The 24,792-nt window shown below is 64.9% G+C and carries 26 protein-coding genes; 11 read left to right on the top strand and 15 right to left on the bottom strand.

Annotated elements, in window-relative coordinates; all coding sequences use genetic code 11:
• The first annotated feature begins 55 nt into the window (after positions 1-55).
• Positions 56-835 carry an FCD domain-containing protein gene (locus FJV43_RS12900; protein ID WP_239627451.1) on the top strand — a complete coding sequence of 260 codons (780 nt, stop codon included), beginning with the start codon at positions 56-58 and terminating at the stop codon, positions 833-835.
• Between the two features lie 53 nt (positions 836-888).
• Entirely contained in the window at positions 889-2,502 is a 1,614-nt protein-coding gene (locus tag FJV43_RS12895; protein ID WP_239627449.1) for an acyl-CoA synthetase, read from the top strand.
• Positions 2,503-2,714: 212 nt separating this feature from the next.
• Here the strand turns inward: FJV43_RS12895 and FJV43_RS12890 are convergent, their stop codons facing one another.
• Positions 2,715-3,665 carry a helix-turn-helix transcriptional regulator gene (locus tag FJV43_RS12890; RefSeq protein WP_239627448.1) on the bottom strand — a complete coding sequence of 317 codons (951 nt, stop codon included), beginning with the start codon at positions 3,663-3,665 and terminating at the stop codon, positions 2,715-2,717.
• A gap of 155 nt (positions 3,666-3,820) precedes the next feature.
• Positions 3,821-5,023 carry an MFS transporter gene (locus FJV43_RS12885; RefSeq protein WP_239627446.1) on the bottom strand — a complete coding sequence of 401 codons (1,203 nt, stop codon included), beginning with the start codon at positions 5,021-5,023 and terminating at the stop codon, positions 3,821-3,823.
• Positions 5,024-5,195: 172 nt separating this feature from the next.
• Here FJV43_RS12885 and FJV43_RS12880 point away from each other — a divergent pair, with 172 nt between their 5' ends.
• From FJV43_RS12880 to FJV43_RS12865, 4 genes are all read left to right on the top strand, one after another.
• Positions 5,196-5,999: an MBL fold metallo-hydrolase gene (locus tag FJV43_RS12880; RefSeq protein WP_239627444.1), complete on the top strand. Its 804-nt coding sequence runs from the start codon at positions 5,196-5,198 to the stop codon at positions 5,997-5,999.
• 161 nt (positions 6,000-6,160) lie between these two features.
• A complete protein-coding gene (locus FJV43_RS12875; protein ID WP_239627443.1) occupies positions 6,161-7,177 on the top strand; it encodes an alpha/beta fold hydrolase in 1,017 nt (338 codons plus the stop codon).
• A 15-nt stretch (positions 7,178-7,192) separates the two neighbouring features.
• On the top strand, positions 7,193-8,140 hold the full coding sequence (locus FJV43_RS12870) for a fatty acid desaturase (RefSeq protein ID WP_239627441.1): 948 nt from the start codon (positions 7,193-7,195) through the stop codon (positions 8,138-8,140).
• A gap of 268 nt (positions 8,141-8,408) precedes the next feature.
• Positions 8,409-9,635 (top strand): EAL domain-containing response regulator, encoded by a 1,227-nt coding sequence (locus FJV43_RS12865; RefSeq protein ID WP_239627439.1) that lies wholly within the window; start codon positions 8,409-8,411, stop codon positions 9,633-9,635.
• Between the two features lie 53 nt (positions 9,636-9,688).
• Here the strand turns inward: FJV43_RS12865 and FJV43_RS12860 are convergent, their stop codons facing one another.
• Together FJV43_RS12860 and FJV43_RS12855 are read right to left on the bottom strand one after the other, a co-directional pair.
• On the bottom strand, positions 9,689-9,937 hold the full coding sequence (locus FJV43_RS12860; RefSeq protein WP_061881237.1) for a hypothetical protein: 249 nt from the start codon (positions 9,935-9,937) through the stop codon (positions 9,689-9,691).
• A gap of 137 nt (positions 9,938-10,074) precedes the next feature.
• On the bottom strand, positions 10,075-11,055 hold the full coding sequence (locus FJV43_RS12855) for a YafY family protein (protein WP_239627438.1): 981 nt from the start codon (positions 11,053-11,055) through the stop codon (positions 10,075-10,077).
• 86 nt (positions 11,056-11,141) lie between these two features.
• On the opposite strand from FJV43_RS12855, the gene FJV43_RS12850 reads away from it, so the two are divergent.
• The gene (locus FJV43_RS12850) at positions 11,142-11,786 is read left to right on the top strand and encodes a glutathione S-transferase family protein (RefSeq protein WP_239627436.1); all 645 of its coding nucleotides are present in this window, start codon (positions 11,142-11,144) and stop codon (positions 11,784-11,786) included.
• 89 nt (positions 11,787-11,875) lie between these two features.
• Here FJV43_RS12850 and FJV43_RS12845 read toward each other — a convergent pair whose 3' ends face one another.
• From FJV43_RS12845 to FJV43_RS12835, 3 genes are all read right to left on the bottom strand, one after another.
• Positions 11,876-12,661 carry an enoyl-CoA hydratase/isomerase family protein gene (locus FJV43_RS12845; protein ID WP_239627435.1) on the bottom strand — a complete coding sequence of 262 codons (786 nt, stop codon included), beginning with the start codon at positions 12,659-12,661 and terminating at the stop codon, positions 11,876-11,878.
• Positions 12,662-12,788: 127 nt separating this feature from the next.
• Complete coding sequence (locus tag FJV43_RS12840; RefSeq protein WP_239627433.1) at positions 12,789-13,004, bottom strand: hypothetical protein; 216 nt, start codon at positions 13,002-13,004, stop codon at positions 12,789-12,791.
• 106 nt (positions 13,005-13,110) lie between these two features.
• On the bottom strand, positions 13,111-14,556 hold the full coding sequence (locus tag FJV43_RS12835; protein ID WP_239627432.1) for a TAXI family TRAP transporter solute-binding subunit: 1,446 nt from the start codon (positions 14,554-14,556) through the stop codon (positions 13,111-13,113).
• 386 nt (positions 14,557-14,942) lie between these two features.
• Between FJV43_RS12835 and FJV43_RS12830 the strand changes: the two genes are divergently transcribed.
• The gene (locus FJV43_RS12830) at positions 14,943-15,290 is read left to right on the top strand and encodes a DUF3307 domain-containing protein (protein WP_050995144.1); all 348 of its coding nucleotides are present in this window, start codon (positions 14,943-14,945) and stop codon (positions 15,288-15,290) included.
• Between the two features lie 275 nt (positions 15,291-15,565).
• Entirely contained in the window at positions 15,566-15,964 is a 399-nt protein-coding gene (locus tag FJV43_RS12825; protein ID WP_028180693.1) for a hypothetical protein, read from the top strand.
• On the opposite strand, the gene FJV43_RS12820 is transcribed toward FJV43_RS12825, so the two are convergent.
• Positions 15,961-16,275, bottom strand: a complete 315-nt coding sequence (locus FJV43_RS12820; RefSeq protein ID WP_239627430.1) for a YkgJ family cysteine cluster protein — start codon at positions 16,273-16,275, stop codon at positions 15,961-15,963. The two genes, FJV43_RS12825 and FJV43_RS12820, sit on opposite strands and share 4 nt — an antisense overlap.
• Positions 16,276-16,280: 5 nt before the next feature.
• Positions 16,281-16,979 (bottom strand): YafY family protein, encoded by a 699-nt coding sequence (locus FJV43_RS12815; protein WP_061029950.1) that lies wholly within the window; start codon positions 16,977-16,979, stop codon positions 16,281-16,283.
• A gap of 127 nt (positions 16,980-17,106) precedes the next feature.
• On the opposite strand from FJV43_RS12815, the gene FJV43_RS12810 reads away from it, so the two are divergent.
• Together FJV43_RS12810 and FJV43_RS12805 are read left to right on the top strand one after the other, a co-directional pair.
• Positions 17,107-17,382: a hypothetical protein gene (locus tag FJV43_RS12810; RefSeq protein WP_239627428.1), complete on the top strand. Its 276-nt coding sequence runs from the start codon at positions 17,107-17,109 to the stop codon at positions 17,380-17,382.
• Positions 17,383-17,420: 38 nt separating this feature from the next.
• A complete protein-coding gene (locus tag FJV43_RS12805; protein ID WP_239627427.1) occupies positions 17,421-18,149 on the top strand; it encodes a glutathione S-transferase family protein in 729 nt (242 codons plus the stop codon).
• Between the two features lie 273 nt (positions 18,150-18,422).
• Here FJV43_RS12805 and FJV43_RS12800 read toward each other — a convergent pair whose 3' ends face one another.
• From FJV43_RS12800 to FJV43_RS12775, 6 genes are all read right to left on the bottom strand, one after another.
• The gene (locus FJV43_RS12800) at positions 18,423-19,574 is read right to left on the bottom strand and encodes an ABC transporter substrate-binding protein (RefSeq protein ID WP_239627426.1); all 1,152 of its coding nucleotides are present in this window, start codon (positions 19,572-19,574) and stop codon (positions 18,423-18,425) included.
• Positions 19,575-19,665: 91 nt separating this feature from the next.
• Entirely contained in the window at positions 19,666-20,085 is a 420-nt protein-coding gene (locus FJV43_RS12795; protein WP_239627424.1) for a thioesterase family protein, read from the bottom strand.
• A gap of 177 nt (positions 20,086-20,262) precedes the next feature.
• Positions 20,263-21,024, bottom strand: a complete 762-nt coding sequence (locus FJV43_RS12790) for an SDR family NAD(P)-dependent oxidoreductase (protein ID WP_028180698.1) — start codon at positions 21,022-21,024, stop codon at positions 20,263-20,265.
• Positions 21,025-21,257: 233 nt separating this feature from the next.
• Positions 21,258-23,141 carry a feruloyl-CoA synthase gene (locus tag FJV43_RS12785; RefSeq protein ID WP_239627423.1) on the bottom strand — a complete coding sequence of 628 codons (1,884 nt, stop codon included), beginning with the start codon at positions 23,139-23,141 and terminating at the stop codon, positions 21,258-21,260.
• The gene (locus tag FJV43_RS12780; protein WP_239627421.1) at positions 23,138-23,947 is read right to left on the bottom strand and encodes a crotonase/enoyl-CoA hydratase family protein; all 810 of its coding nucleotides are present in this window, start codon (positions 23,945-23,947) and stop codon (positions 23,138-23,140) included. The genes FJV43_RS12785 and FJV43_RS12780 overlap by 4 nt, the downstream gene beginning before the upstream one ends.
• Positions 23,948-24,198: 251 nt before the next feature.
• A complete protein-coding gene (locus FJV43_RS12775) occupies positions 24,199-24,660 on the bottom strand; it encodes a DUF3237 domain-containing protein (protein ID WP_239627419.1) in 462 nt (153 codons plus the stop codon).
• Positions 24,661-24,792 lie beyond the last annotated feature (132 nt).

Raw genomic sequence — 24,792 nt, 5'->3', positions numbered from 1 at the left:
TGCGAGAGTTTGACGCATTCTCCGGTCAAGCATAAGGTTTGTCGGACAATCGCCAATGGAGTTTGGTTTGCCTGTCGCTCCGCTGTTTCGTCCGATCGATGTCGCGCCCGCCTATCAGAGGGTTGCTGACGCCATCGAGCGCGAGATCGTCAATGGCCGCATCAAGCCGGGCGATCCCATCGGCACCGAGCACGACCTGGTCCGCCAATTCGGCGTCAATCGCTCGACCATTCGCGAGGGCATCCGCGTGCTGGAGGAAGGCGGGCTGATCAGGCGCGATTCCTCGCGCCGCCTGCACGCCTGCCTGCCGCGCTACAGCAAGCTCGCGAGCCGTCTCAGCCGCGCGCTGGTCCTGCACGAGGTCACCTTCCGTGAACTCTACGAGGCCTCGATGACGCTGGAAGTCGCCAGCATCGAGGGCGCGGTGGAACGGGCGACGGAGGAGAACATCGCCGAGCTCGCCGGCAATCTCGCGCGTAGCGAGGCTATAGTCGGCGACGCCGCGATGCTTGCCGAATGCGATGCCGAATTCCATGTTCTGGTCGCCAAGGCCTCGCAGAACCGCGTGCTCCAGCTCGCGCGGGAGCCGGCAGCGCAGTTGTTCTATCCGACCACTGAGATGATCGTGACAGGTGTCGCCGAAGGTGGCCCGCGTCTCGTCGCGGCGCACCGCCATCTCATCGATGCGATCCGCCGCCGCGACCGCGAAGCCGGCGTGCTGTGGACGCGCCGGCACCTGCAGGACTGGCGACGCGGCTTCGAGAAAATCGCGTCGCTCGATCGCTCGGTCGAGCACATGTACATGGAGCACGCGCAGGCGGCCCGCCGCAGATAGCGCCTTTGGAATTCGTGCAGCACAACAAACAAAGACATCACACGGAGGAACACATGACCGGCGACACCGCAGCCACCATCTCGGAAGCGCGCGAGCATTCGATCGGCGATCTCTTGCGCCGCTCGGCGGGCCGCGAGCCGAACAAGCTCGCGGTAAGCTGCGGCGGTGTGAGCTGGACCTTTGCCGCAATGGACGCGATCTGCAACCGGCTCGGCCGCGGCCTGCTCGGGCTCGGCGTCAGGAAGGGCGACCGTGTCGCCGTGCTGTCGCGCAATTCGCACGCCTTCGCCGCGCTGCGCTTCTCGGTGGCGCGGATCGGAGCCGTGCTGGTGCCGATCAACTTCATGCTCAATCCGGACGAGATCAATTTCATCCTGAAGAGCTCCGGCGCGAAACTGCTCTCGACCGGACCGGACTTCGTCGAGCAGGCACGCGCGGCCAGCGCCAAGGATTGCGCGGTCGAGAAGATGGTCTGGCTGCCGGGCGAGGATGCGGCCACGGCGCCTGCGGGCCTCACCACCTTCGACGATCTCCTCGACGCCGACGGCTCGTTCCTGGACGCATCGGTCGACAGCCGCGATCTCGCGCAGATCGTCTACACAAGCGGCACGGAATCTCTGCCCAAGGGCGCGATGCTGACCCACGAGGCCGTGATGTGGCAGTATGTCAGCTGCATCATCGACGGCGGCATGAGCGCGGACGACAAGTTCCTGCACGCCCTGCCGCTCTATCATTGCGCCCAGCTCGACGTCTTCCTGGGTCCGCAGATCTATCTCGGCGCCTCAGGCGTCATCACCGGCAAGCCGACCGCCGACAACATCCTGGCGCTGATCGAGGCCCACAAGATCACGTCCTTCTTCGCGCCGCCGACGATCTGGATCGCGATGCTGCGCTCGCCGAATTTCGACAAGACGGATATGTCGACCCTGCAGAAGGGTTATTACGGCGCCTCGATCATGCCGGTGGAAGTCCTGCTCGAGCTTCAGCGTCGCCTGCCTGCCGTAAAATTCTGGAATTTCTACGGCCAGACCGAGATCGCGCCGCTCGCAACCGTGCTGCGGCCGGAGGACCAGCTGCGCAAGGCCGGCTCGGCCGGCAAGCCCGTGCTCAATGTCGAAACGCGCGTAGTCAACACGGCGATGGAGGATGTCAAGGTGGGCGAGGTCGGCGAGATCGTGCACCGCTCGCCGCATCTGCTGTCCGGCTACTACAACGATCCCGTCAAGACCGCCGCCGCGTTCTCCGGCGGCTGGTTTCACTCGGGCGATCTCGCCACTGTCGACGACGAGGGCCACATCACCGTGGTCGATCGCGTCAAGGACATGATCAAGACCGGTGGCGAGAACGTCGCGAGCCGCGAGGTGGAGGAGATGGTCTACCGCATCCCCGCCGTCTCCGAAGTCGCCGTGGTCGGCCTGCCCGATCCGCGCTGGATCGAGGCGGTGACCGCGATCGTCGTGGTCAAGGGCGGGGAGACGCTGGACGAGGACGCCGTCATCAAGCACTGCGCCGGCCAGATGGCGCATTTCAAGGTGCCCAAGCGCGTCATCTTCGTCGACAGTCTGCCCAAGAATCCGAGCGGAAAGCTGCTCAAGCGCGAGCTGCGCCAGCGCTTCGTCGGCGGCGAGACGCTCGATAAGGCGATCCAGAAGAATTTCGGGACCTGAGACGGAGCGATCGTCATGAGAGCCTGGCAGTCGCGCGCGATTGGTCGATAGAGGGGATGGATCTGGTTGAGCTGCCGGACCCGCGCTCGGCGGCACGCGGCCGGGCGTCCTGCAGGAGGTCATGGTGCTCGGGTTCAGCTTCGATGCCGTGCCGGAGCGATGCGCCTGATGCAGCACGGCGGCCATTTCGGCAAGATCGTGGTCGAGTTCGCCTAGTTTGTCTCGCCGGCCAGCTTCCTGACGTCGTCCGGCGTCTGCCCGAAGCGGCGGCGAAACGCGCGGTGGAAATAGGATACGTCGTGAAATCCCGCCAGATGCGCGATCTCGATGATCTTGCGCGTGCGCATGGCGGGATTTCGCAGCAACCGCTCGGCCCGCAGCAGCCGCTGCTCCAGCACGAAACCGCTATAGGTGGTGCCGGCGCGCTCGAACAGCAATTGGATGGTGCGCGGGCTGATCCGGTGCGCGGCGGCAAGATCGGACAGCGACAAGGCGGGGCTGTCCAGCTGCGCCAGGATGTCGGACTTCAGGGCTTCGAGACGCGCCGCGGCAAGGCCGCGCGTCCGCGCCTCCTCGGCGGCATCGCCGCGGGCTCCGATCATCAACACAGAAAGATCGAACAGGTGCTGCGAAACCGCGTCGAGCTCCGAGGCTCCGAGCCCGGCAGCATGCGCATGTGCGAGGTCGTAATATCGAAGGAACATCGATGCGATCGGCTTGAGGCCGTCGATCGGTCGTGCAATCAGGTCCTCGGCATTCGGGCAGGCGCGCAGCAGCGCCTTGCGGGGCAACAACGCGGTCTGGAAGTTGCCGTACGCGGTCTGAGTGACGTGGGCTCCCTTGATCGACGGATCTCCGATGGTGAGGTCGCCGGCGGCAACGTTCAGCGCGCGACTTCCCATGGCCCCGCTCAGGGCCGAATTCGGTGACATGACGATGACCAATTCGTCGTTCGTGCCCATCGACACGAAGCTCATCGGCGTGCCGAACGAGGCGGACAGTCTGATGCGCGGAAGAATGGCGGGAGTGATTGTCCGGTGCACCGGGCCGTCTCCGATGGGAACGAAATCGGTTCCCATCACCTGCCGGCAGAACTGCTCGCGCCAGCCCTCATAGGCCGGCCCCGTGGGATCGCCGTTGAATGAGAGCTGAGGCGGGGTCATCGGTCGGCCGTAAACGTTGGTGGGCGATCTGTATCCTGATCGGGTCACCGAGGTGCGGCAACGAGAAAAGCGCCAAATTGCGTGAAAAACCACTCGCAATCGCGCGTTGAACCAGTGACCAGGTGCCGCAATAGGACACTCCGCGCCGCGGAAGCTCAATACTCCTTCACCGCCGCCGCGAAGGCCAGCCACAGCGCGATCGACGCGAGCCCAAAGCCGCCGAGCAGCAGGAAGGTCGGTCCGTAGCCGATCCATTGCGCGATCCAGCCGCCAAGTGCGGGACTGAGACTCGCGCCGATGCCCTGCACCGTGATCACGGCGCCCTGGCCGAGATTGATGCGGCCGGTGCCGTTGAGCGAGCGCGCGACCATGCCCGGGACGGCGACAGTCTGCAGCCCGGTGCCGATGCCGTCGAGCACCTGCATCGGCACGACGCCCCACCATCCCGTGACGAAGAAGGCGAGCACGCCGCGGATCGGCAGGAACATGAAGGACACCAGGATCACCGGCCAGTAGTTGCGCTTGCTCGCGGCCTTCATCGCGATCAGCGACGTCACGATCATCACGCCTTGCGCGATCACCACGGTAGTCGCGACGAAGCTCGGGCCGTTGGCCTGCCCTTCGGCCACCGCGGCTAGTCCGTAGAGCGGGACGATGGCGGCGTTGCCGAGATGGAAGAGGGCGAGGGCGAGAGCCAGCACGAGCAGCGCCCGGTGCTTGAGCAGTATCGTCATCGCATCCGGCGGAGCTTTGGAGTCGTCCTCCTTGCTGCCGCGCGCGGCGCGGTCGTCGATTGCCTTTGCGGGGATCATCAGGACGCAGGCGATGGCGATGGCACCGAACACGGCCGCCAGCGCGAACACGGCGACATAGCCGAACTTGTAGCCGAGATAGCCCGACAATGCGGCGCCGACCATGTTGCCCGCATGGTTGTAGGCCTGGTTGCGGCCATTGAGCGCATTGAAGCCCTTCTGCTTGGCGATGCCGAGCGTGATGCCCGTTACCGCTGGCACGATCGCGGCGCTCGCCAGCGATTGCGCGACCTGCGAGAACGTCACTGCCCAGAAGTTCTGCGAGATCAGGATGATCCCGGAGGCGAGAACGACGCAGATGCCGGGAATGACGACCCAGAGCCGCTTGTTGCGGCTGGCGTCGATGAAGCCCCCGATCGGCGTCGTGATCAGCATGCCCGCGACGTTGCCGATGGTCATGGCGGTGCCGATCAGCCCGCTGGCCCAGCCGCGCTCCTGCAGAAATACCCCGACGAACGGCCCGATGCCCGACTGCATGTCGGCCATGAAGAAGTTGAGCGCGAACAAGGGCCAGATACGGGAAGAGGTGGGAGACCGCGATGCCATCGATACTCGAACATGCTCTTCGTGTGTCGTGATCCCCTTGGCCCATCGTGCCGGCGTGGACCTGAACGTAACGGGCGCTCACCGCGTTGGTTCCAGCCACTGCTGCCGGCCATCGATCTTGCCGGGAGCTTGTCCGCAATGTCATCCTGGATCTTCCCACGGAGCCCGAGTCATGCCTCTCTGGACCTGCGAAACCTGCGGTGCTCAATTTCCCTCACGCGGATCGCCGCCCGACTCCTGCCCGATTTGCGAGGACGAGCGACAGTTCGTGAACTGGAAAGGGCAGACCTTTCTCGCGCGCGAGGAGCTCGCGCGAAGGCATCGACTGGTGGGCCGGGACGATCTTGGCCTCACCGGGATCGGGATGGAGCCGAGCTTTGCCATCGGGCAGCGCGCACTTTTGGTGCCCCAAGACGACGGCTGCGTGATGTGGGATTGCATTCCGCTTGCGACCGACGAGGCCATCCAATATGTCGCGGCACTCGGCGGGCTGAAGGCCATCGCGATCTCGCATCCGCACTACTACGGCGCGGTCGCGGACTGGAGCGACACGTTCGGCGGCGTGCCGGTGTACCTGCACGCCGATGACAGCGCCTTCGTCACACGGCCTCATCCGGCGATCGTGCACTGGACCGGCGAGCGCCATCGCATCACCGATGACGTGCTGCTGCTGCGCACCGGCGGCCACTTCGCCGGCGCCACCATGCTGCATTGTGGGCGTGGTGCGGACGGCAAGGGCGCGTTGCTCACCGGGGACATCGCGCAGGTGACGATGGACCGCCGCTTCGTCAGCTTCATGTATTCCTATCCGAATTACATGCCGCTGGGCGCCGCCGCAGTGCGGCGGATCGCGGCAGCCGTCGAGCCGCTCGCCTTCGACCGGATCTACGGAGCCTGGTGGGGCCGCAACATCGCCAGCGGCGCCAAGGCTGCGTTCGCGGCGTCGGTCGCGCGCTATCTGTCGGCCATCGCCTGAGCCGATGTGCGGACCGGATTTATCTTGCCGGTCCGCAATAACTGTACTAAAGGTACATTATAGTGGCCTTGCCGCAAAACGACGTATCTGCGGGTTCGGCATGATCGATGCATCGCTGAAGCCGTGGGGTTTTGCGGCCTCCGTGAGCGGGAGCTGAATGCATGACGGCGCAGCGTGACTACGAGATCTTCGAGGCCGGCGACGTCCTGCTCCGGTCCGGGACCGTCCTTCCCGCCATGAAGCTCGCCTTCAAGACCTACGGCACGCTGAGTCCGGCCCGCGACAACGTCATCCTCTATCCGACCTCGTTCGGTGCGCAGCACACCGATACGGAATGGCTGATCGGGCCCGACGGCGTGCTCGACGCCACGCGCTACTTCGTCATCATCCCGAACCTGTTCGGTAACGGCCTGTCGTCCTCGCCGTCGAACATGTCCGTTCCGTTCCCCGAGGTGACCTATCACGATGCCGTCGCGATCCAGTACCGGCTGCTCACCGAACGCTTCGGCATCTCCAAGCTTGCGCTGGTCTATGGCTGGTCGATGGGCGGTATGCAGGCCTATCACTGGGCGACGCTGCACCCCGACATGGTCGAGCGCGCGGCGGTCGTCTGCGGCAGCGCCCGCTGCGCGCCCTACAACTACGTCTTCCTGGAAAGCGTGAAGGCCGCGCTCACTGCCGATCCTGCCTTCCGCGACGGCCGTTTCGCCGAAAGACCCGTCGCCGGCTATCGCGCCATGGGGCGCGTCTATGCCGGCTGGGCGATGTCGCACGGCTTCTATCGCGACGAGCTCTGGCGCGAAGCCGGTTTCACCTCGCTGGAGGATTATCTCGTCCGCGCCTGGGACGTGACGTTTGCGCGGCGAGACGCCAACGACCTCCTGGCGCAGATCGGGATCTGGCAGAATGGCGACGTCAGCCGCTGCCCGACATTCGCGGGCGATTTCGATCGGGCGCTGGCGGCGATCAAGGCGCACATGCTGCTGATGCCGGGCGCGACCGATCGCTATTTCGACGTCCGCGACAACGAGGACGAACTCGGCCGGCTCGTCAGCGCGAAATCGGCCGTGCTGCATCCGATTCCATCGCTGCATGGCCATCGCGCCGGCAACCCCGTCAACAATCCGCGCGACCAGGCCTTCATCAAGGCCGAGATCGCCGCGCTTCTCAGCAAGTAGGGCAGGCACCCGATCATGAGCGACGCAACCGTTTCAGAGCCCGGTCATCGCCTGAAGCCGCTGACCCCGGCCATGCTGCGCGAATTGTCGGTTCGCTCCAATGTCAGGGGAGCGGCGCAGAGCCTTGGCCATTACGGCGTGATCCTGCTGGTGGGCGCGTTGATCTGGAAGGTTTCGTCGACGTGGGGCGTGCTCTGGGCGCTGCCGCTGATGGTGGTGCAGGGCTATCTCGTCGCCTTCCTGTTCATGGCGGTGCACGAAACCGCGCACAAGACCGCGTTCAGGAGCCGCAGCCTCAATCTCACGGTGGGCTATCTCTCGGCCTTCATCATCGGACTGCCTTACGAATATTACTGCCTGTTTCACTGGGACCATCATCGCTACACGCAGGATCCAGAAAGGGATCCCGAGTTGATCGTCGGGGTGAAGCCGGCATCCGACACGCAGCTTGCGCTCGCCTATAGCGGCCTGCTCCAGGTCGCCGGCCGGCTGCGGCTGATGCTCGGCCATGCGCTCACCGGCAAGGTCACCGTGCCCTGGATTCCCGAGAGCAAGCGCGCCGTCATCGTGACGGAGGCGCGGATCCATGTGGCACTCTATGCGCTGCTGCTCGCGCTCTCACTCTGGTTTTCCTCGGCGCTGCTGCTCTGGGTCTGGATCGTGCCGCTGATCATCGGGCAGTTCTTCCTGCGGCCCTACCTCTACGCCGAGCATACCGGCTGTGACCACACCCGCAGCGCCTTCCACAACACCCGCACCACCTACACCGGCGCGGTCGTCAAATGGTTCGCGTGGAACATGCCCTACCATGTCGAGCACCACGCCTATCCCTCGATCCCCTTTCACGCGCTGCCGAAGCTGAACGAGATCGTCGACGGCGAGATCGTGCATCGCGGCCGCGGCTACATCAGAACGACGCGGGAGACCTGGGCCTGGTTTCGCCGGCAGCGGCAGGCCGGCTAGTCGCGCGCGTCTCTCACATGCGTTTGCCGGCTTCCGATAAGAAGCTTCATTGCACGTTCATCACGCGCGCTTGTCTGACGCGTCATTTCAATACCGTCTCGCCGCGCCGGCGCGAATGATTCGAAATACTCTATTGAAATCAATTGTTTGGACGGCCTCGGAAACGTGGCTAATAAGTACTTCCCGATAGGGAAAGTTTTAGCCGTCTTGTATTCACAACCGAGCGAGGCCGCCGCTCTAGCGTTAAGCAATCAACGGGAGATTGATGATGAGCGCGACGAGAGGCCGTCTTCTTGTGGTCGACGACGACCTGGTGCAGCGGGTTTTGATCAGCAAGATCGGCTCGAAGCTCGGATATGATTCCGTCGTTGTCCCGTCGTACGAGGCTGCAACCGAGCTTCTGACGCGCGAGGCCTTCGACGTCATGGCGCTGGACCTGTCGCTCGGCGAGCGGGACGGGGTGGAGCTGTTGCGCTTCGTCGCTGAGCGAAACCTCCGCGCGATGGCGATCGTGATCATCAGCGGCTGCGATGATCGCATCATGAAGGCGACGCGCCGGGTCGCCACCGGGCTGAAGCTGCATCTCGGCGGGTGCCTGACCAAGCCGCTCGATCTCAACCGCCTGCGCTGCGCGCTCGAAATGCCGCAGGGCTCGCCGCTGATCGCGACGGCTGCCGCGCCGCCGCCCCGGATCACGCCGGACAGAATTGCGCGTGGTCTCGCCGATCACGAGTTCTTCGTCGAGTTTCAGCCGAAGATCGCACTGCGGACCGAGCGAGTCGTCGGCGCAGAGGCACTCGCACGCTGGCGTACCGCCGAGTTCGGCATGGTCTCGCCCATGGTTTTCATTCCGATCGCCGAGGAGGCTGGCCTCATGCGCGAGGTGACCGACTGCATCCTTTCCTCCGCGCTGTCGCAGGGCCGCAAGCTGATCGAGCGCAATCCCGGTTTCACCATCGCCGTCAACATCTCGGGCTCGCTGATGTCGGACCTGACCCTGCCCGACCGGATCGAGGAGATCCTGCGCCGTGAGAACGTGCCGCCGTCGTCGCTGACGGTGGAAATCACGGAGACCACGGCAATGGCGGACGTCGATCGCGCCAACGACATTCTGGTGCGTCTGCGGCTCAAGAACATCGGGACGGCGATCGACGACTTCGGCACCGGCTATTCGTCGCTCGCGGCCCTGGCGCGGCTACCGTTCAGCGAGCTGAAGATCGATCAGTCCTTCATCAAGGGCTGCGAAGCCGACGACGACATGATGAAGATCGTCGATGCTTCCGTCGCGCTGGCGAAGGCATTCAACATGAAGGTCGTGGCGGAGGGTGTCGAGAGCTCGCAAGCACTCGAAATCATCCGCCGGATCGGCTGCGACGTTGCCCAGGGCTTCTATTTCGCGCCCTCGCTGCGGCGTTCGCGCGCCGAACGGTGGATATCGCAGCGCAATTCTCTCGCGGACGAAAAGGCCGCGGCCTCGGCGGCTTTGGCGAGTTGAGACGACGAACCCCGGTCGCACTGCGACCGGGGTCGCGCCAGCCGACGGCTGTATCAGTAGATCCCGTAGGCGCAGACATTCACGACGCGCACGCGCAGGCCATGACGGGTGCGGACGAGGCGCTCCTGGTAGCAGTTGCTGACGCCCGTGTTGAGGTAGATACCGCCAACGCCCCAGCCGGGACCCCAGTGGTGATGACCGTGATGGTGATGGAAGCCGCCCGCCGAGGCCGCGGTGGGCGCGAGGGCGGCAAAACCGAGCGAGCCGGCAGCGATCAGACCGAGAGCAAGCTTACGAAACATCTTCATTCTCCATTTGGCGCAGGGGCCATTGTTGTGTCCCTGCATCTCGGTCGAGATGAGATGCGATCGCGTTCACACGGGATGCGGAGAATCGTGTTTCAGGATTGTTTCGTGGGCTGCGACAAAGTGTGCTGCCGTCAGGCTTTTCGCACCGCGCGATAGCGCACAGCCATCGCCTGCGTCATCTCCGCCATCTTGTCGCGGAGATCGGCAGGCTCCAGCACTTCGGCCTCGGGGCCGAGCCGCAGCAGTTCGGCCGCGGCGTGCCACGACGTCTTGCCGACCGGGACTCGTGCAATGCGCCAGCCATCGGCATCTATGGTCTCTTCAAGCTGCGTGCGTGCCTTGACATAGGGCTGGCTCAGCGCGTCGAGCAGTTTGACGCCGAACGGCGACAGCCGCACCATCGCGACATTGGGATGCATCTCGGCTTCGAGGCGCAGCGTCGCGGCCTGCCAATAGGCGGCGAGATCGAAGCCGGCGGGCCTGTCGAAGCGGTCGTCGAGCGCCGTGCAATCCAGCACGCGCGCGACGCGATAGGTGCGCACGCTGCCGTCGACCTGGCCGGCGAGATACCAGCTGCCGCCCTTCAGCACGAGGCCGAGCGGCGCGACGCGGCGTTGCTTCTCCGCGCGCCAGCTCTGGTAGCGGATCTTGATCAGCGTCCCGCGCAGCACCGCGCCGGCGATGGCGCGCAGGTGCTTTGGGTCTTCCGCCTCGCCGAACCAGCCCGGCGCGTCCAGATGAAAACGCTCCTGCATCCGGCCGGCGTCTTCGCGCAGAGTCTCGGGCAGGGCAGCCATCAGCTTGTTCTGCGCGGCGATCATCGCGGCGTCGAGCCCGAGCGCGGCCGCCGGGCCGGGCAATCCCGCCAGGAACAGCGCGCCCGCCTCGCTCTGCGACAGGCCGTTCAGCCGCACGCGATAGCCGTCGAGCAGGCAATAGCCGCCCTCGGCGCCGCGGTCGGCGTAAACGGGAACGCCGGACGCCGCGAGCGCGTCGATGTCGCGATAAATCGTTCGCACCGAGACTTCGCAGGCCTCCGCGAGCTCGGGCGCGGTGATCCGTCCCCTGGCCTGGAGGGTGGTGAGGCTCGACAGCATCCGGCTCGCGCGCATGATCCCCTTAAACCATACCTGACAGAAGATGTCAGGTATGGTCCGCTACAAGCAGCCCAGCGCCAGCCGGCCAGAGGGAGACTGCCATGACCGATCCGAACCGCATCACGCTGTATTATTCGCCGCAGACGCGCGCCACCGGCACGCGGGTGCTGCTGGAGGAGCTGGGCGCTCCTTACGATCTCCACGTTCTCAACATGAAGGCCGGCGAGCAGCGCATGCCCGCCTATCTCGCCATCAACCCGCTCGGCAAGGTGCCGGCGATCCGTCACGGCGAAGCGCTGGTGACGGAGCAGGTCGCCATCACCATCTATCTCGCCGACCTGTTTCCGCAGGCCGGCCTCACGCCCGCCCTGAACGATCCGCTGCGCGGCCCCTATCTGCGCTGGATCGCATATTACGGATCGTCGTTCGAGCCGGCCCTGATCGACAAGTTCATGCAGCGCGAGCCGGCGCCGATCACGCAATCGCCCTATGCCGATTACGACACCATGCTGGGTGCGCTCGAGGCGCAGCTGTCGAAGGGCCCGTATCTGCTCGGCGAGCACATGACGGCCGCCGACGTGTTGTGGGGCGTCGCGTTCAGCTGGACCATGATGTTCGGCATCGTGCCGAAGAAGGACGTGTTCGTCCGTTATGCCGAACGCATGACGGCGCGGCCGGCGTTCCAGCGTATCACGGCAGCCGACGCCGAGATGGCGGCGCAGCATGCGGCTGCGGTTGGGGGATGAGCGGCTCCCCGGGAGCCCGGATCGGCGCTTCGCTTGTCCGGGACCACGGATGAGTGTGAAGCACCTGCCTGTGATTCCTGGCAGGTCCCTCAGAACCGTGGTGCCCGCTTCTCGGCAAACGCCTTGATGCCTTCCTTGATCTCGTCGCCGCGCATGCTGTCGCGGTGGCGTTGGTCGGCGGCGGCTTCATCGAACTCGCCGTGGGCGAACTCGTTGATGGCGCGTTTCATGCCGCGCATCGCCTGCGGGGCGTTGCCGGCGAGGACGCCCGCGAGCTTGTCGACTTCCTCGTCGAGGGATTCCACCGGCACCATCGCGGTGAGATAGCCGATGCGCAGCATCTCCGGCGCGCCGATCTTCTGTGCGGTCAGGAACAGTTTCTTCGCATTGTCCACGCCGAGACGCGTCACGTAGCGTTTGATACCGCTCGGGTAGTAATGCAGCCCAAGCCGCGCCGCTGGCATGAACATCTCCGCGGTATCGATGCCGATCCGGAAATCGCAGGCGAGCGCGAGGTCGGTCGCGCCGCCATAGACGCCGCCGTTGAGCCGGCAGATGGTCGGTACGCCCAAATCCTCCAGCCGGTTGACGACCACCTCGAAAGCCGAGCCCGCGCTCTGCTGCTCGCTCGCGCTGACCGCGCGCTCCGCCACCGAGTTGAGATCGTAGCCGGCGGAGAAGGCACGCCCGGTGCCGGTCAGCACCAGCACGCGAATATCGGGATCGGCCTCGATCCGGTCGAACAGCCTCGTCAGCTCGCCGAGATCCTCCGCCTGGAGCCGGTTGAGATGTTTCGGTCGATTGAGGCGGATGGTGGCGCGTGCGCCGGTGATTTCGAGCAGGGGGCCGGTGGCGGCCTCGGCTGTGTCCGACATTCTTGTCTCCATTGTCGGCGCCAAAGTGCCCGCCTGGGCGGAGGCCGTCAACGACGGGGCGCAGGCAGTTTCATTGGCGCGGTTGCACCGAGCGCGCTCGTCCGTGCCGCCATCGCTCGCGGAGTGCCTACTTGAAATGTGGCGGCTCGTCGTAGCCGCGGCGGCTGCTGAAGAACAGCAGCACCATCAGCCCGACGCCGACGATGACGGAAAACCCCGCGCCCAGCGCCAGCGCCACATAGCCTTCCGTCGGGATCGGCTCACCTTCGACCGCCATTGCGGAATAGGCGAAGTAGCCCGCCGCCAGCATGGCCAGAAGGAGGATGATCAGGAGTGCACGCATGCCGCATTCTCCGGTTGCAGCCGGAAAACCAACAATTGCGAATGGGCGGGGTTCCAGGCGGCCGGCTGACGAGCGGCGCAGCGGCGGGCGGCCCCAAACCGGCGGATCAGGCGCTCTGGGCGGTCTTCACCACCACGACATTGCTGTCGTCCAGCTGGGCCGGGCCGGCATCGCGTACCGTCTTGTCGGCTTCGCCGGCATGACGTTTCAGATAGTCGCGGCGCATGCCAATCTCGTCGCGGACGAACTCGTAGCCGAGCTTGAAGGTGTCGAGCCCGTCGGTACTGATCGTGCCGTCTCTGAGGCCGATAACGGCGCCGCGCAAGATGGCCTCCAGCTCGTCCTGGAGACATTCGAGCTGGTCCAGCGAGTGAGCATGCTCGATCCGCTCGCCGATGTCGAGGATAGCCGTGGAGAGCTCGCTGGCCTTCTCCGGCGCGATCCTCGTGATCTTGGCGTAGATCGCCGCGAAGATCGAACCGATGATGCTGAGCGCGGCAACGCCCACATACATCAGGTCGCTGTACTTGTCGATGAACGACTTGGTGTCGTCGTTGATGTAATCGGCGGCGCCCTGGTGCGCGATCACGAACGCATCCTTCTCGACGGAGGCGGGTTCTATCCTGGTGGCGAAGCCGTTGTCGAGGCCGAGCGCGGACTTGTTCTCGTAGATGATACGCGCGAGCTCGCCTGCCGTCGTCGGGGACATTCTGGATTGTGCGACCAGGAGCCATTCGAGCCCGATCGTGTCGAGATCGTCGTCGGGAATTTGCGGCGATGTCGACAACGTGCCTGCCGTCAGTGTCTCGCCGGAGATGCCGGGGAATTTGCGGGCCAGCATCTTCGCTTCGTCGATTGCGTTCAGCGTGAAGCCGCCGCGTCTGGCGACTTGCTCATAGGATTTGTCCCTGACGGCCCTGGAGGCGTGGACGATGGCGATCACCGCGCCAAAGCCGTTCGGCGGGGCGAACAGCCTGTCGAGCGTTGCGCCCTGCGGCGCCATCTGGATCCTCGCAGCCTCGGGGCCGTCCGGGACCTCGAGGATGCTGCGGACGAAGGCGAGCGAGGCTTCGTTCTCGGCGACGACCGCGACTTTCTTCTTCCTGAGCTCGGAGAGGGACTTGATCTTCTTGTTGCCGGGGCCGAGCAGCAGCACGAGATCATGCTCGAGGATCGCGAGCGTGCGCGCGCGCGGCGGCACCTTGGAGTCGCTGCGCAGGACGGCGAGGTCGGCCTGCTTGCGGTCGAATTGGGCGAGCGCCTTGGTGTTGTCCGCGTTGTTGACGATCTTGATCCGGACGCGGGAGTCGCTGTCCCTCAGCACTGTGGCGAGATTGGCCGCGAACAGCGCCTCGTCACTGTTGGGAGCGCCGACGGCGAAGGTCAGCGTCTCCGAATTGTGCAGCAAGGTACGACCGCCCCAGACGGTGGCGAACGACAACAGCAGGGTCAGCACGACGTAGAGGAAAACCTGCTGCTGGTTTGTCTTGATCACCTTGGGGCGCCGGGGTGGCGGTTCGGTCGGCGATGAGGTGGGGCCTTCAGTACTCATGGCAGCACCTGGCCTTAGTCTCGGATGGCGGTCGGCTCGCGGCGGGCGCCCTGCAATTCGTAAATGTCTGAAAAAAGAACGATATTCTCTGTCGCCGATGATAGCGCGACCGTAACAGAAAGCAAATTTCGAGCCGGAGGTAACCGGACGCGACACGTCCGCGGCGATTGGTCATCCTATCACCGGTTAGCCACAGTTGGCGATTTTCCGGTTCCCCCGGCTGCATTCCGCCGCGGGAAATGTCATAAATCGCGTCCCGGCGATTTGACCGGTCCAAGAAGAAGTTGCGCTGAACGCTCCAATTCTTCCCGTCACGTCAATGAGGCGTCAGCTTGTCGTTTCCACCCATGTCATCGGCGATTCCGGTTGAAGCGCTCATTGGCTGGATGTTGCTGCTCACCTTCAAGCACATCATCGCCGATTTCGTTCTCCAGACCGCCTGGATGGCGCACGGCAAGGACCAGAAGCATGGCTGGGCCCTGCCGCTTCTGGTGCACTGCCTGATCCACCTTGCCGTTGCGCTGCCGCTGATCCTGATCGTGGCGCCGAGATTCTGGTTCGTGGCGCTGATCGACTTCGCGATCCACATCACGATCGACCGCGCCAAAGGGTTCGTCTCCGCCAATTTCGGCGTCGACCTTGCGCATCCCTGGTTCTGGACCCTGATCGGCGTCGACCAGGCGCTGCATCACCTGACCGGCTTCGGCCTCTCCATTTTCATGGCGGCGAACTGACGGCGGCCCTTCTGCGGCCTCTGGCTGGAAGCAATCGCTTGCATCACGAAAGGTCGTCATGCCCGGGCTTGTCCCGGGCATCCATGTTCTTCGTGCCGCTTGGTTCTCCGTGGATGGCCGGGACAAGCCCGGCCATGACGCCGGGAGAGCATTTGCGCTCCCGCGCCCACCAATTCGCGGCCCACACGCAAGCACCCCGGGCGACTACCGGGCAGCGTGGTTAACCTTTCGTTAGAGAATTGCGCTGCATCTTCCTGACACGAGGGAGAACTGCAATGTTTTCAAGCCGCGACACCTTTGAAAGCGATTTCTGCCCGGTCCGCGACGAGCTCCTTGGCGAAATGTATCGCGCCAGCGAGAGTGGGCTGCCGAGGCTGGTTGAGAGTGTTGCCCCTGACGCGCGCGCCAGGCTGGCGCTGTTCTGCTACCGCCGCAGCCATTTGCACTCGCTGGCGGTCGCGATCGCAGCAAGCTGCAGCGAGCGCGACCTGGTCGAGAACGGCGGCCGCGTCGGCTCGACGCTCTACGCGCTGTCGCGCGAAGGCGCGGTGAAATCCTCGCCGTCGCTGTCGGGCGGGCGCAAGCCGATCACGCTGTCGACCAAGCCGCTCTCGGTGCTCGCACCGCTCGATGACGAGCTCGACGACGAAATCGGCGAAGCCGTTCCCGCCTAAGCGGCCTCTATAACCGGCAACCCGAACTTCCGTCGCGCCATCGCGCATTCGGCGTCGCCCGGCATGCAGGTGCGGCACACTTCCGGCCGCACTTCATAGATGCCGCAGGCCGTCATCTTTCCGATCTCTCCCTGCAAGGCCGAGCAGCGATCACCCTCGCAGCGCATGCCGGACTGGCGCTCGTTGACCAGCGTTCCGGGAATGGCGGCAAGCTCCTCGTCGCTCTCGATCGAGAAGCGCGGCCAGTTTTGCGAATAGCCGCAGCAGGCGCCGCAACCCTGGCAACAACTCGACAGGTCGATCTCTTCCATCGTCCTCACGTGTCCTTTGGCGGACCCCAGACCAGGCTCTGCCGCCATCTTGCGCGCAGCACGTCGCGCCGTTCCGGATATTTCTCGTCGAGATAGGTCGCCTCCACCACGCGGTCGGTGCGGAAGCTGCGGAAGTCGCCGCGCAGCTCGCACCAGGCCGCCAGCAGCCGGACTGCTTCGAGATAGCCGACCGAAATCGGCCAGATCACGCGCTCGCTGGGACGACCCTGCTCGTCGCGATAGCGTAGCATGATCTTCTTGCCTTCGTGAATCTGGGTGCGGGTGCGCGCCATGTCCAGGCGGTCCGGCTCCCTGTTCCAGCTCGGCCGCGCCCGGCTCGCCGGCTCCAGCACGAAAGGTCGCAGGCGCTCAGGCACGGTGTCGGCGATCTTGGCCATCAAGTCTTCGGCCGCGCGCGCCAGCGTGGAATCGGCGTGGCCCGCGACCCATTGCGCGCCCAGCACCGCCGCCTCGATCTCGTCGGGTGTCAGCATGAGCGGCGGGAGGTCAAAGCCCTTTTCCAGGATGTAACCCATGCCGGCTTCGCCGCGGATCGGCACGCGCTGGCCGATCAGCGTCGCGATGTCGCGATAGATCGTACGCTTCGAGGTCTCGAGCTCGGCCGCGATCGCGTCCGCCGTCAGCGGCTTCCGCGTACGCCTCAGCACCTGGATGATTTGAAACAGCCGGTCAGCGCGTCTCATGACAGGTCCCTTGTCGCTGCTTTTTTCCGGTGGTCTTTTTCAGAAGGCGGCGCGCGGCTGCTGACAGGATGTTGGCAGCAGGGGAGTTCTATACCGGGACAACACTTCGACTGAAGAGGATTTGTCCATGATCATTCGAACCCATTTCGGCCCGGCCGGCCCGTTGTGGCGGAGCCAGCCTTTCCAGGCCCAGGCGTGGCAGGCTTGGGCGTTCCGCCGCCTCGTTTCGCTTGATGTCACGGTCGTCGACCTCCGCTTTGCGCTCGCGACCGCCGTGACGCGGTCGCTGGTCCATGCCGCGGATGCGCTGGTCCGCCACGTGATGGGCCGCGCCTGGCGAGGGGCCCGCTTCGCAGAAGATATCACGGCTGCTGCCACCATGGTGGCAGCAGCCGGCCGCTAGGTTCCGTCAATTCGTTCGACAGGTTCAGGAGAGCCCGCATGATCACGCTTTACGGCTTTGGCGCCGGCTTCGGCCTGCCGGAAATCAGCCCCTTCGTCACCAAGACGGAAGTGCAGCTCAAGATGGCAGCGCTGCCTTACCGGAAGGAGCGGGCGATGCCGCCCGCGTCCCCCAAGGGTCAGCTGCCCTTCATCGACGACGGCGGCGAGGCGGTGGCCGATTCCACCTTCATCCGCGCCCATATCGAGCGCCGCTACGGCTTCGATTTCGATGCCGGACTTTCGTTGCAGGAACGCGCGCAGGCCTGGGCCTTCGAGCGCATGATCGAGCATCACGTCTATTGGGCGCTGGTCGGCGCGCGCTGGGTCGATCCGGTCAATTTCGCCAAGGGGCCTGCGCATTTCTTTGACGGCGCGCCGGAGCACAACCGCGAGAAGCTGCGCGAGGATGCGCAATTCCGGGTCGCCGAGAACTATCTGCTCTCCGGCCTCGGCCGCCATGCGCCGGACGACGACGTCGATCTCGCGGTGCGCTCGCTGTTCGCGCTCTCGGTGCAGCTCGGCGACAAGGCGTATTTGATGGGCAGCAAGCCCTGCGGCGTCGATGCCACCGCCTTCGGTATGCTCGCCGGAATGCTGACGCCGTTCTTCGAGTCCGGACTGCGTCAGCGCGCCGAGGGATTTCCAAACCTCACCGCCTATGTCGATCGCATGATGGACAACTACTATCCGGAGTTCGCCTGGACCCCGCTGCGGCAGGCGGCGTGAGGCGGATATTGTTTCCGCATGCACGGTGCACCTCTCCCGCTTGCGGGAGAGGTCGACGCGCTCGCAGAGCGCGGCGGGTGAGGGCTCTCTCGGCTGGGAGACTTTCTCGGCAAGCCTCGGGCAATCCCAACGCGGAAGAACCCTTTCCCCAACCCTCTCCCGCAAGCGGGAGAGGGGGCGCAGCACCACCGGAGCGTCAGCTCGCTCACACGGCCAAACCAAAAGAGCCGGCCCATCGGGCCGGCTCTCGTCGCCTCGGATCTTTCGCAGCGTCTACTTCACCAGCATGTACTTGCCGTCCTTCACCGTGAGCAGGATGCGCGAGCGCTCGTCGAGGCCGTAGCGGTCCTTTTCGGTGAAGTTGTAGACGCCCTGGCTCGCCGCCAGCTCCTTCTCCGTCAGCAGCGCCTGGCGAATGGCTTCGCGGAATTCCGGCGTGCCGGGTTTTGCCGTTTTCAGCGCCGCCGGGATCACGCGCTTGAGGATTTCGAACGCGTCATAGGAGTGGCCGGCAAATTGGCTGCGGCTGTTCGGGCCATACTTGGCTTCATAGGCCGAGTTCAGCGCGAGGCCCGGCTTCTTGGTCAGCGCGGTGTCCGGCTGGTCCTCGGGGTCCATGACGGGACCGGAGGCCATCAGCACGCCCTCCGCCGCTTTGCCGGCGATGCGGATGAAGTCCATGCTGGCAGCACCATGGGTCTGGTAGATCAGGCCCTTGTAGCCGCGCTCGCGCAGCTCGGTCTGCGGCAGCGCGGCTGCGGTGCCGGACGCGCCGACCAGGATCGCGTCCGGATTGGCGGCGACGAGCTTCAGCACCTGTCCGGTCACCGAGGTGTCAGGACGGGCAAAGCGCTCCTCGTCGACGATGGTCATGCCCATCGGCACGGCCTGGGCCTTGAGGTCGTTGAACCAGAGGTCGCCGTAGGAATCGGAATAGCCGATGTAGCCGAGCGTCTTCACGCCCTTGGACTTCATGTGATCGTACAGCACCTTGCCCACGATCGGAATCGGCTGCGGCATCGCGACCGACCACTTCATGCGCTCGGGCGTGATCGGGAACGGCGCAAGACCGAAATGCGGGATGCCGGCTTCGTTGGCGACGTTGGAGACCGCGATGGTCGGCGGCGTCAGCGCCGAGCCCATGATGATGTCGGCCTTGGATTCGGTCACGAAGCGGCGGGCGTTGGTGGTCGCGGTGGTGGGATCGCCGCCGTCGTCGAGCACGATCACCTTCAGCGGCACGCCGCCGATCTCCTTCGGCACGAATTCCAGCGCGTTGCGCTCGGGAATGCCGAGCGCGGCGCCCGGGCCGGTCGTGGTGGTGGTGATGCCGATGGTGATTTCGCTGGTCTGGGCCAGCGCAGGCAATGCCGGCAGCGCCAGCGCGGCCGCGGTGATGGCAGCGGTCAAATAAAAACGTTTCATCTATTCCTCCCTTGACGTGTTTCTTTGAAAGCAGAAATCGGGGGGTAATTCAGCCCCCTCTTTTGGTGATGCGGCGATTTAGCTCCGGGCTCTAGCTCCCCGTGAATTTGGCTACCATTTCCGCCGGGAACGGTGCCGATTTCAGCTTGTCGGGGTTAACGGGATCGCGGCTGACCAGGACGCGGGTCTCGAACCCCTCGATCGCCAGCGCCTCGCCCTTGTAGACGTTGTGCTTCACCTCGAAGCTCGAGCGCTTGATGCTCTCGATTTTGGTCTCAATGGTGATCCAGTCGCCATAGGTCGAGGGGATGTAGAACTTGGCCCGCGTGTCGACCATGGGAATGCCAACCAGGCCATACTTGCGGACCAGGTCCTGCTTGGAGAAACCGGCGACCTCGAACAGGGTCGAGGTCGAATCGTCGAACATCGCGAAATAGCGCGGGTAATAGACGATGTTGGCAGGGTCGCAATCGCCCCACTGGATCTGGACCTCGCGCCGGTTCACGAACATGAATTATGCATCCACTAGCGCTGTGACACACCTCTCCCGGAGGGAGAGGTCGAATTGCGCAGCAATTCGGGTGAGCAAGTACGGTCTCCCGATGGGGCAGGGCCCCTCACCCGGCGCCGCGCGCCGACCTCTCCCAATGGGAGAGGTAAGGTCGATGTCGCAATCCCGCTCATCGATTTATTTCGGCGCCATGCGCAGCGAGCCGTCGAGGCGCACCACTTCGCCGTTCAGGTAGGCGTTCTCGACCATGTGCAGCGCGAGCGCGGCGAACTCGTCGGCATTGCCGAGCCGGCGCGGGAACGGGATCGCGGCGGCGAGCGAGTCCTGGGCTTCCTGCGGCAGGTTGGCGAGCAGCGGCGTGAGGAACAGGCCGGGCGCGATCGTCAGCACGCGGACGCCGAACTGCGCGAGCTCGCGCGCGATCGGCAGCGTCATGCCGACGATGCCGCCCTTGGACGCCGAATAGGCCGACTGGCCGATCTGGCCGTCATAGGCGGCGACCGAGGCGGTGTTGATGATGACGCCGCGCTCGCCGGTCGCCTGCGGCTCGAGCTTGGACATCTCGGTCGCGGCAAGACGCAGCATGTTGAAGGTGCCGATCAGGTTGACCTTGATCACCTTGTCGAAATCGGCCAGCGCCATCGGGCCGTCGCGGCCGACCACGCGCTTGGCAACGCCGATGCCGGCGCAATTGACCAGCACGCGGGCCGGGCCGTGGGCCTTCGTCGCCTGCGCGATCGCGGCTTCAGCGGAGGCGGCATCGGAGACGTCGCAGGTCACGGCGACGCCCTTGATCTCGGCGGCGACGGTTTCCGCGAGCTTGGCATTGAGATCGAACACCGCGACCTTCGCGCCCTGCGCCGCCAGTTTTCGCGCAGTGGCAGCGCCAAGCCCCGATGCGCCGCCGGTGACGATGGCTGCCTGATCCTTCAACAACATGGCATTCTCCTTCGATTCTAATTCAGACGCGATCGTATCCAAGCGCTCGATGCGCTCCCTCGCCCCGCTTGCGGGGAGAGGGTTGGGGTGAGGGGGACTCTCCGCGGAGACGGCGAGAGTGAGACTCGCGGAGAGCCCCCTCACCCGAATTTGCGCGTTGCGCAAATTCGACCTCTCCCCGCAAGCGGGGAGAAGTGAAGGAAGATCCGGCCTGGTTCATTCCGATTGTCATGTTACCCGACCGATATCACACGGTTCGATGGATTGGCAGCGTAGAGCTCCTCGATCAGCTCGCCGCGATGCTCCAGCACCGCGCGCTGGTTGATCGAGCCCTTGTCGGTGACCTCGCCCTTGTCGATCGACAGCGGCGTGTCCATCAGGATCGCGCGCGTGATCCGTGTCGAGGAGCCCGTGGCCGAAGCCAGGAAACGGGTCTGGCGTTCGCGAAACGCCTCGCGCACCAGCCGGTCGCGCGTGGCGACGACGAGATCGTCGGTCGGCAGCGTCGGGTTGATCAGCCGGCAACCGTCGAGATCGAGCACGACCAGCGCGGAAATCTCGTCGCGGTTGATGCCGGCGATGACGACGTCGCGCACCAGCGGTGCGCAGGCCGCAACGAAGCGCGCACGCAGGGGGCCAACGCTGACCCAGGTGCCGCTGGCGAGCTTGAAGTCTTCGCCGATGCGCCCGTCGAAATCGAATCCGGCGTTGAGATCGTCGGGATCGGCCGGCTTGAGCGCGTCGCCGAGTTTGTAGAAGCCTTCCTCGTCGAACGATTTCGCGGTGATGTCGGGCTGGCGCCAGTAGCCGGGCATCACGTTCGGCCCCTTGCAGCGGACCTCCAGCTTGCCGTTGTTCGGCACCAGCTTGGCGTCGTTGCCCGAGACCGGCAGGCCGACATGGCCGGAGCGGCTGGTACGCGGATTGACCGACATGAAGAACGGCGCAGTCTCGGTCGCGCCGAGGCCCGTCAGCATCGGCACGCGGTAGCCTTTTTCCTTCACCGCGAGCTCGTCGAGGCTGTCCCAGACGAAGGGCGACAGCGCCGCACCCGAGAAGAACATCGCGTGCAGCCGGTCGAAGAACCTTGCGCGCAGGCCCTGGTCGTCGCGCAAATACGGCAGCAGCGATTCATAGCCTTTCGGCACGTTGAAATAGACCGTGGGCGAAATCTCCTGGAGATTGCGCACGGTCTCCTCGATGCCGCCGGGCATCGGCTTGCCGGCGTCCAGGTACATCGAGCCGCCGTTGTAGAGCGTCAGTCCGATGTTGTGGTTGCCGCCGAAGGTGTGGTTCCAGGGCAGCCAGTCGATGATGACGGGCGGCTCGTCCTTGAGGAAAGCGAGCGTCTCGCGCAGCATCACCTGGTTGGCGCAGATCATGCGCTGGGTGTTGATGACGGCCTTGGGGTTGCCGGTCGAGCCCGAGGTCAGCAGGAATTTCGCGATCGTGTCGGGGCCGATCCGGCCGTGGACGTCGTCGAGATCGCCGCGGAGCGGCGTCGCCATGAGATCGGCGAGCAGGGTGACGTCGCGGCCCGGCACGTGGCCATAGGACGCGGCGATCTCGGTGCCGAGCGAGACATTGGCGGTGAGTGCGTCGGCGAACTTGTCGGCATCCTCGGCGAAGACGAGGCCGGGCGTCAGCAGCTTCATCAGATAGGACAGCTTGCCGTAATCCTTCGACACCAGCGAATAGGCTGGCGACACCGGGCAGAACGGAACGCCCGCATAGAACGCGCCGAAGGCGAGCAGGGCGTGGTCGATCGAATTGCCGGACAGGATGACGACCGGGCGCTCTGCGGACAATCCGCGCGCAATCAGGCCTGAGGCGATGTGCCGGCTCGCGGTGAGCAGCTCGGCATAGGTGAGCTTGCGCCAGCCGCGGCCGCCTTCGCGCTCGGCCATGAAGACGCGGTCTGGCGTCGTCGTCGCCCAATGATGCAGGCGCTCGGTGATGCGGACGGGATAGTCGCCGAGCGGCTGCTTCGGCCTGAGGTAGATCGTGCCGTCGTCGCGGCGCTCGACGTTGACGGCGGGATCGCCGAACGAGATCGGCCGCAGCGGGAAAGTGCTCGCGCCGCGCTCCGTGCTGGAAGAGGACGGCTGTGCGCTCATGACTTCGGCTTTACCTTCGCGGTCTTGTGTTCGAGGAACTCGCGGATCCGGCGCTTGGCCTCCTTGTCGCTCTGCGCGACGGTGGCCATCAGCGATTCCATCAAGAGACCCGTCTGCGGATTGGCCTCCGCGATCATCGGCAGCGCCTGGAGCACGGCAAAATTGGTCAGCGGCGCGTTGGAGGCAATCTTGGTCGCAAGTTCCAGCGCCTTGCCGAGCCCGTTGCCGGCCTCCGTCAGATATTGCGCGAAGCCGTAGGATGCGCCCTCGGTCGCGCTATAGACGCGTCCGGTCAGCATCATGTCCATCATCCTGGCGACGCCAATCAGCCGCGGCAGCCGCACCGAGCCGCCGCCGCCGACGAAGATGCCGCGTTGTCCCTCCGGCAGCGCGAAATAGGTCGAGGGCTCGGCGACGCGGATATGCGCGGCGCAGGCAAGCTCCAGCCCGCCGCCGATCACTGCACCCCGGAGCGCCGCGATCACGGGCACGCGGCTGTACTGGATGCGGTCGAACACCCGGTGCCACATCTGGGAGTGGAGCAGGCCGCCGGTCGCATCGTGCTCGGTCAATTCGGAGAGGTCGAGGCCTGAGGAGAAATGGTCGCCGATGCCATGGATCACGACCGCGCCGATGTCCTCGGGTAGGGACGCAAAACACTCGCCGATTTCCAGGATGATGCCGTCATTGAGCGCATTGCGCTTGGCCGGCCGGTTCAGACCCACGGTCAGAACCCGGTCCGCCCGCTCGATCTTCAACAGCCCGGCGGTGCCCGCGTTGGCGGTCTCGGCGTTTCCCTGTGTCATTTGCGTCCTTATCAGAATAGTTATGTTGTATAACGAATTCTGGGGGAGTCAAGGTGGACGATATCACCCCCGGGGCAGGGATTGGATTGCTGGGGGCCTGACCCGGCGGTCAGAGGCTTCGGGGAGTATTTGACATGCTGCTGTTGCCACATCCTCCGTCATTGCGAGCGCAGCGAAGCAATCCAGAATCTTTCCGCGGAGGGACTCTGGATTGCTTCGCTGCGCTCGCAATGACGCGGTGAGAGCCTTCCTCACACCACCTGATGCACGTCGATCACGACGCGGTCCGCGTGCCGCGCCGCGGAGCCGACAAAGATGTGCTCCATCAGCCAGCGGTACTTCTCATGCCCGGTCTCGAACCGCGGCACGGTGCGGAAATAGATCAGCTTGGGATCGACCGGCTCGCCACGCTTGAGCTTTTGCAGGAGCTCGACCGGGCCGAAGCGCATGCCCTTGTTCTCGACATAGACGACGGCGCCGTCGTCGGTCTCGAAGGCGTACTTGGCTTCGAGGTCGATCAGCTCGTTGGGGCGGATGGTCTGGAAATCGGCGCCGAACGGCAGCACCTTGCCCGTGATCGCGCCCGTCACCTCGCCGCCGATGATCGGGATGATGCGCCGGACGCCGATCCCGGTCTCGCCGGCGGTGACGACGTCGCCGATCCGCGCGGTGATGGTGAAGACGTATCTGGTTTCGAGCGTCGGCGTGGTCATCGGTCACCTCTTCTGTATCGAACTAGCGCCGCTGCCTTCCTTCTCCCCTTGTGGCAGAAGGTGGCGCGAAGCGCCGGATGAGGGGTTGTTTCAGCATACGCCATTGCGAGCGGCTCGCTCGCTGAGAGATAC

This window comes from Bradyrhizobium sp. I71, assembly GCF_022354745.1.
Classification (GTDB): Bacteria; Pseudomonadota; Alphaproteobacteria; order Rhizobiales; family Xanthobacteraceae; genus Bradyrhizobium; species Bradyrhizobium liaoningense.
This window is presented reverse-complemented; position numbering and strand designations above follow the sequence as displayed.

Bases quoted from the DNA above. Each gene is read 5' to 3' on its own strand.
- FJV43_RS12900 (WP_239627451.1), top strand. From the start codon at position 56: ATGGAGTTTGGTTTGCCTGTCGCTCCGCTGTTTCGTCCGATCGATGTC.
- FJV43_RS12895 (WP_239627449.1), top strand. From the start codon at position 889: ATGACCGGCGACACCGCAGCCACCATCTCGGAAGCGCGCGAGCATTCG.
- FJV43_RS12890 (WP_239627448.1), bottom strand. From the start codon at position 3,665: ATGACCCCGCCTCAGCTCTCATTCAACGGCGATCCCACGGGGCCGGCC.
- FJV43_RS12885 (WP_239627446.1), bottom strand. From the start codon at position 5,023: ATGGCATCGCGGTCTCCCACCTCTTCCCGTATCTGGCCCTTGTTCGCG.
- FJV43_RS12880 (WP_239627444.1), top strand. From the start codon at position 5,196: ATGCCTCTCTGGACCTGCGAAACCTGCGGTGCTCAATTTCCCTCACGC.
- FJV43_RS12875 (WP_239627443.1), top strand. From the start codon at position 6,161: ATGACGGCGCAGCGTGACTACGAGATCTTCGAGGCCGGCGACGTCCTG.
- FJV43_RS12870 (WP_239627441.1), top strand. From the start codon at position 7,193: ATGAGCGACGCAACCGTTTCAGAGCCCGGTCATCGCCTGAAGCCGCTG.
- FJV43_RS12865 (WP_239627439.1), top strand. From the start codon at position 8,409: ATGAGCGCGACGAGAGGCCGTCTTCTTGTGGTCGACGACGACCTGGTG.
- FJV43_RS12860 (WP_061881237.1), bottom strand. From the start codon at position 9,937: ATGTTTCGTAAGCTTGCTCTCGGTCTGATCGCTGCCGGCTCGCTCGGT.
- FJV43_RS12855 (WP_239627438.1), bottom strand. From the start codon at position 11,055: ATGCGCGCGAGCCGGATGCTGTCGAGCCTCACCACCCTCCAGGCCAGG.
- FJV43_RS12850 (WP_239627436.1), top strand. From the start codon at position 11,142: ATGACCGATCCGAACCGCATCACGCTGTATTATTCGCCGCAGACGCGC.
- FJV43_RS12845 (WP_239627435.1), bottom strand. From the start codon at position 12,661: ATGTCGGACACAGCCGAGGCCGCCACCGGCCCCCTGCTCGAAATCACC.
- FJV43_RS12840 (WP_239627433.1), bottom strand. From the start codon at position 13,004: ATGCGTGCACTCCTGATCATCCTCCTTCTGGCCATGCTGGCGGCGGGC.
- FJV43_RS12835 (WP_239627432.1), bottom strand. From the start codon at position 14,556: ATGAGTACTGAAGGCCCCACCTCATCGCCGACCGAACCGCCACCCCGG.
- FJV43_RS12830 (WP_050995144.1), top strand. From the start codon at position 14,943: ATGTTGCTGCTCACCTTCAAGCACATCATCGCCGATTTCGTTCTCCAG.
- FJV43_RS12825 (WP_028180693.1), top strand. From the start codon at position 15,566: ATGTTTTCAAGCCGCGACACCTTTGAAAGCGATTTCTGCCCGGTCCGC.
- FJV43_RS12820 (WP_239627430.1), bottom strand. From the start codon at position 16,275: ATGGAAGAGATCGACCTGTCGAGTTGTTGCCAGGGTTGCGGCGCCTGC.
- FJV43_RS12815 (WP_061029950.1), bottom strand. From the start codon at position 16,979: ATGAGACGCGCTGACCGGCTGTTTCAAATCATCCAGGTGCTGAGGCGT.
- FJV43_RS12810 (WP_239627428.1), top strand. From the start codon at position 17,107: ATGATCATTCGAACCCATTTCGGCCCGGCCGGCCCGTTGTGGCGGAGC.
- FJV43_RS12805 (WP_239627427.1), top strand. From the start codon at position 17,421: ATGATCACGCTTTACGGCTTTGGCGCCGGCTTCGGCCTGCCGGAAATC.
- FJV43_RS12800 (WP_239627426.1), bottom strand. From the start codon at position 19,574: ATGAAACGTTTTTATTTGACCGCTGCCATCACCGCGGCCGCGCTGGCG.
- FJV43_RS12795 (WP_239627424.1), bottom strand. From the start codon at position 20,085: ATGTTCGTGAACCGGCGCGAGGTCCAGATCCAGTGGGGCGATTGCGAC.
- FJV43_RS12790 (WP_028180698.1), bottom strand. From the start codon at position 21,024: ATGTTGTTGAAGGATCAGGCAGCCATCGTCACCGGCGGCGCATCGGGG.
- FJV43_RS12785 (WP_239627423.1), bottom strand. From the start codon at position 23,141: ATGAGCGCACAGCCGTCCTCTTCCAGCACGGAGCGCGGCGCGAGCACT.
- FJV43_RS12780 (WP_239627421.1), bottom strand. From the start codon at position 23,947: ATGACACAGGGAAACGCCGAGACCGCCAACGCGGGCACCGCCGGGCTG.
- FJV43_RS12775 (WP_239627419.1), bottom strand. From the start codon at position 24,660: ATGACCACGCCGACGCTCGAAACCAGATACGTCTTCACCATCACCGCG.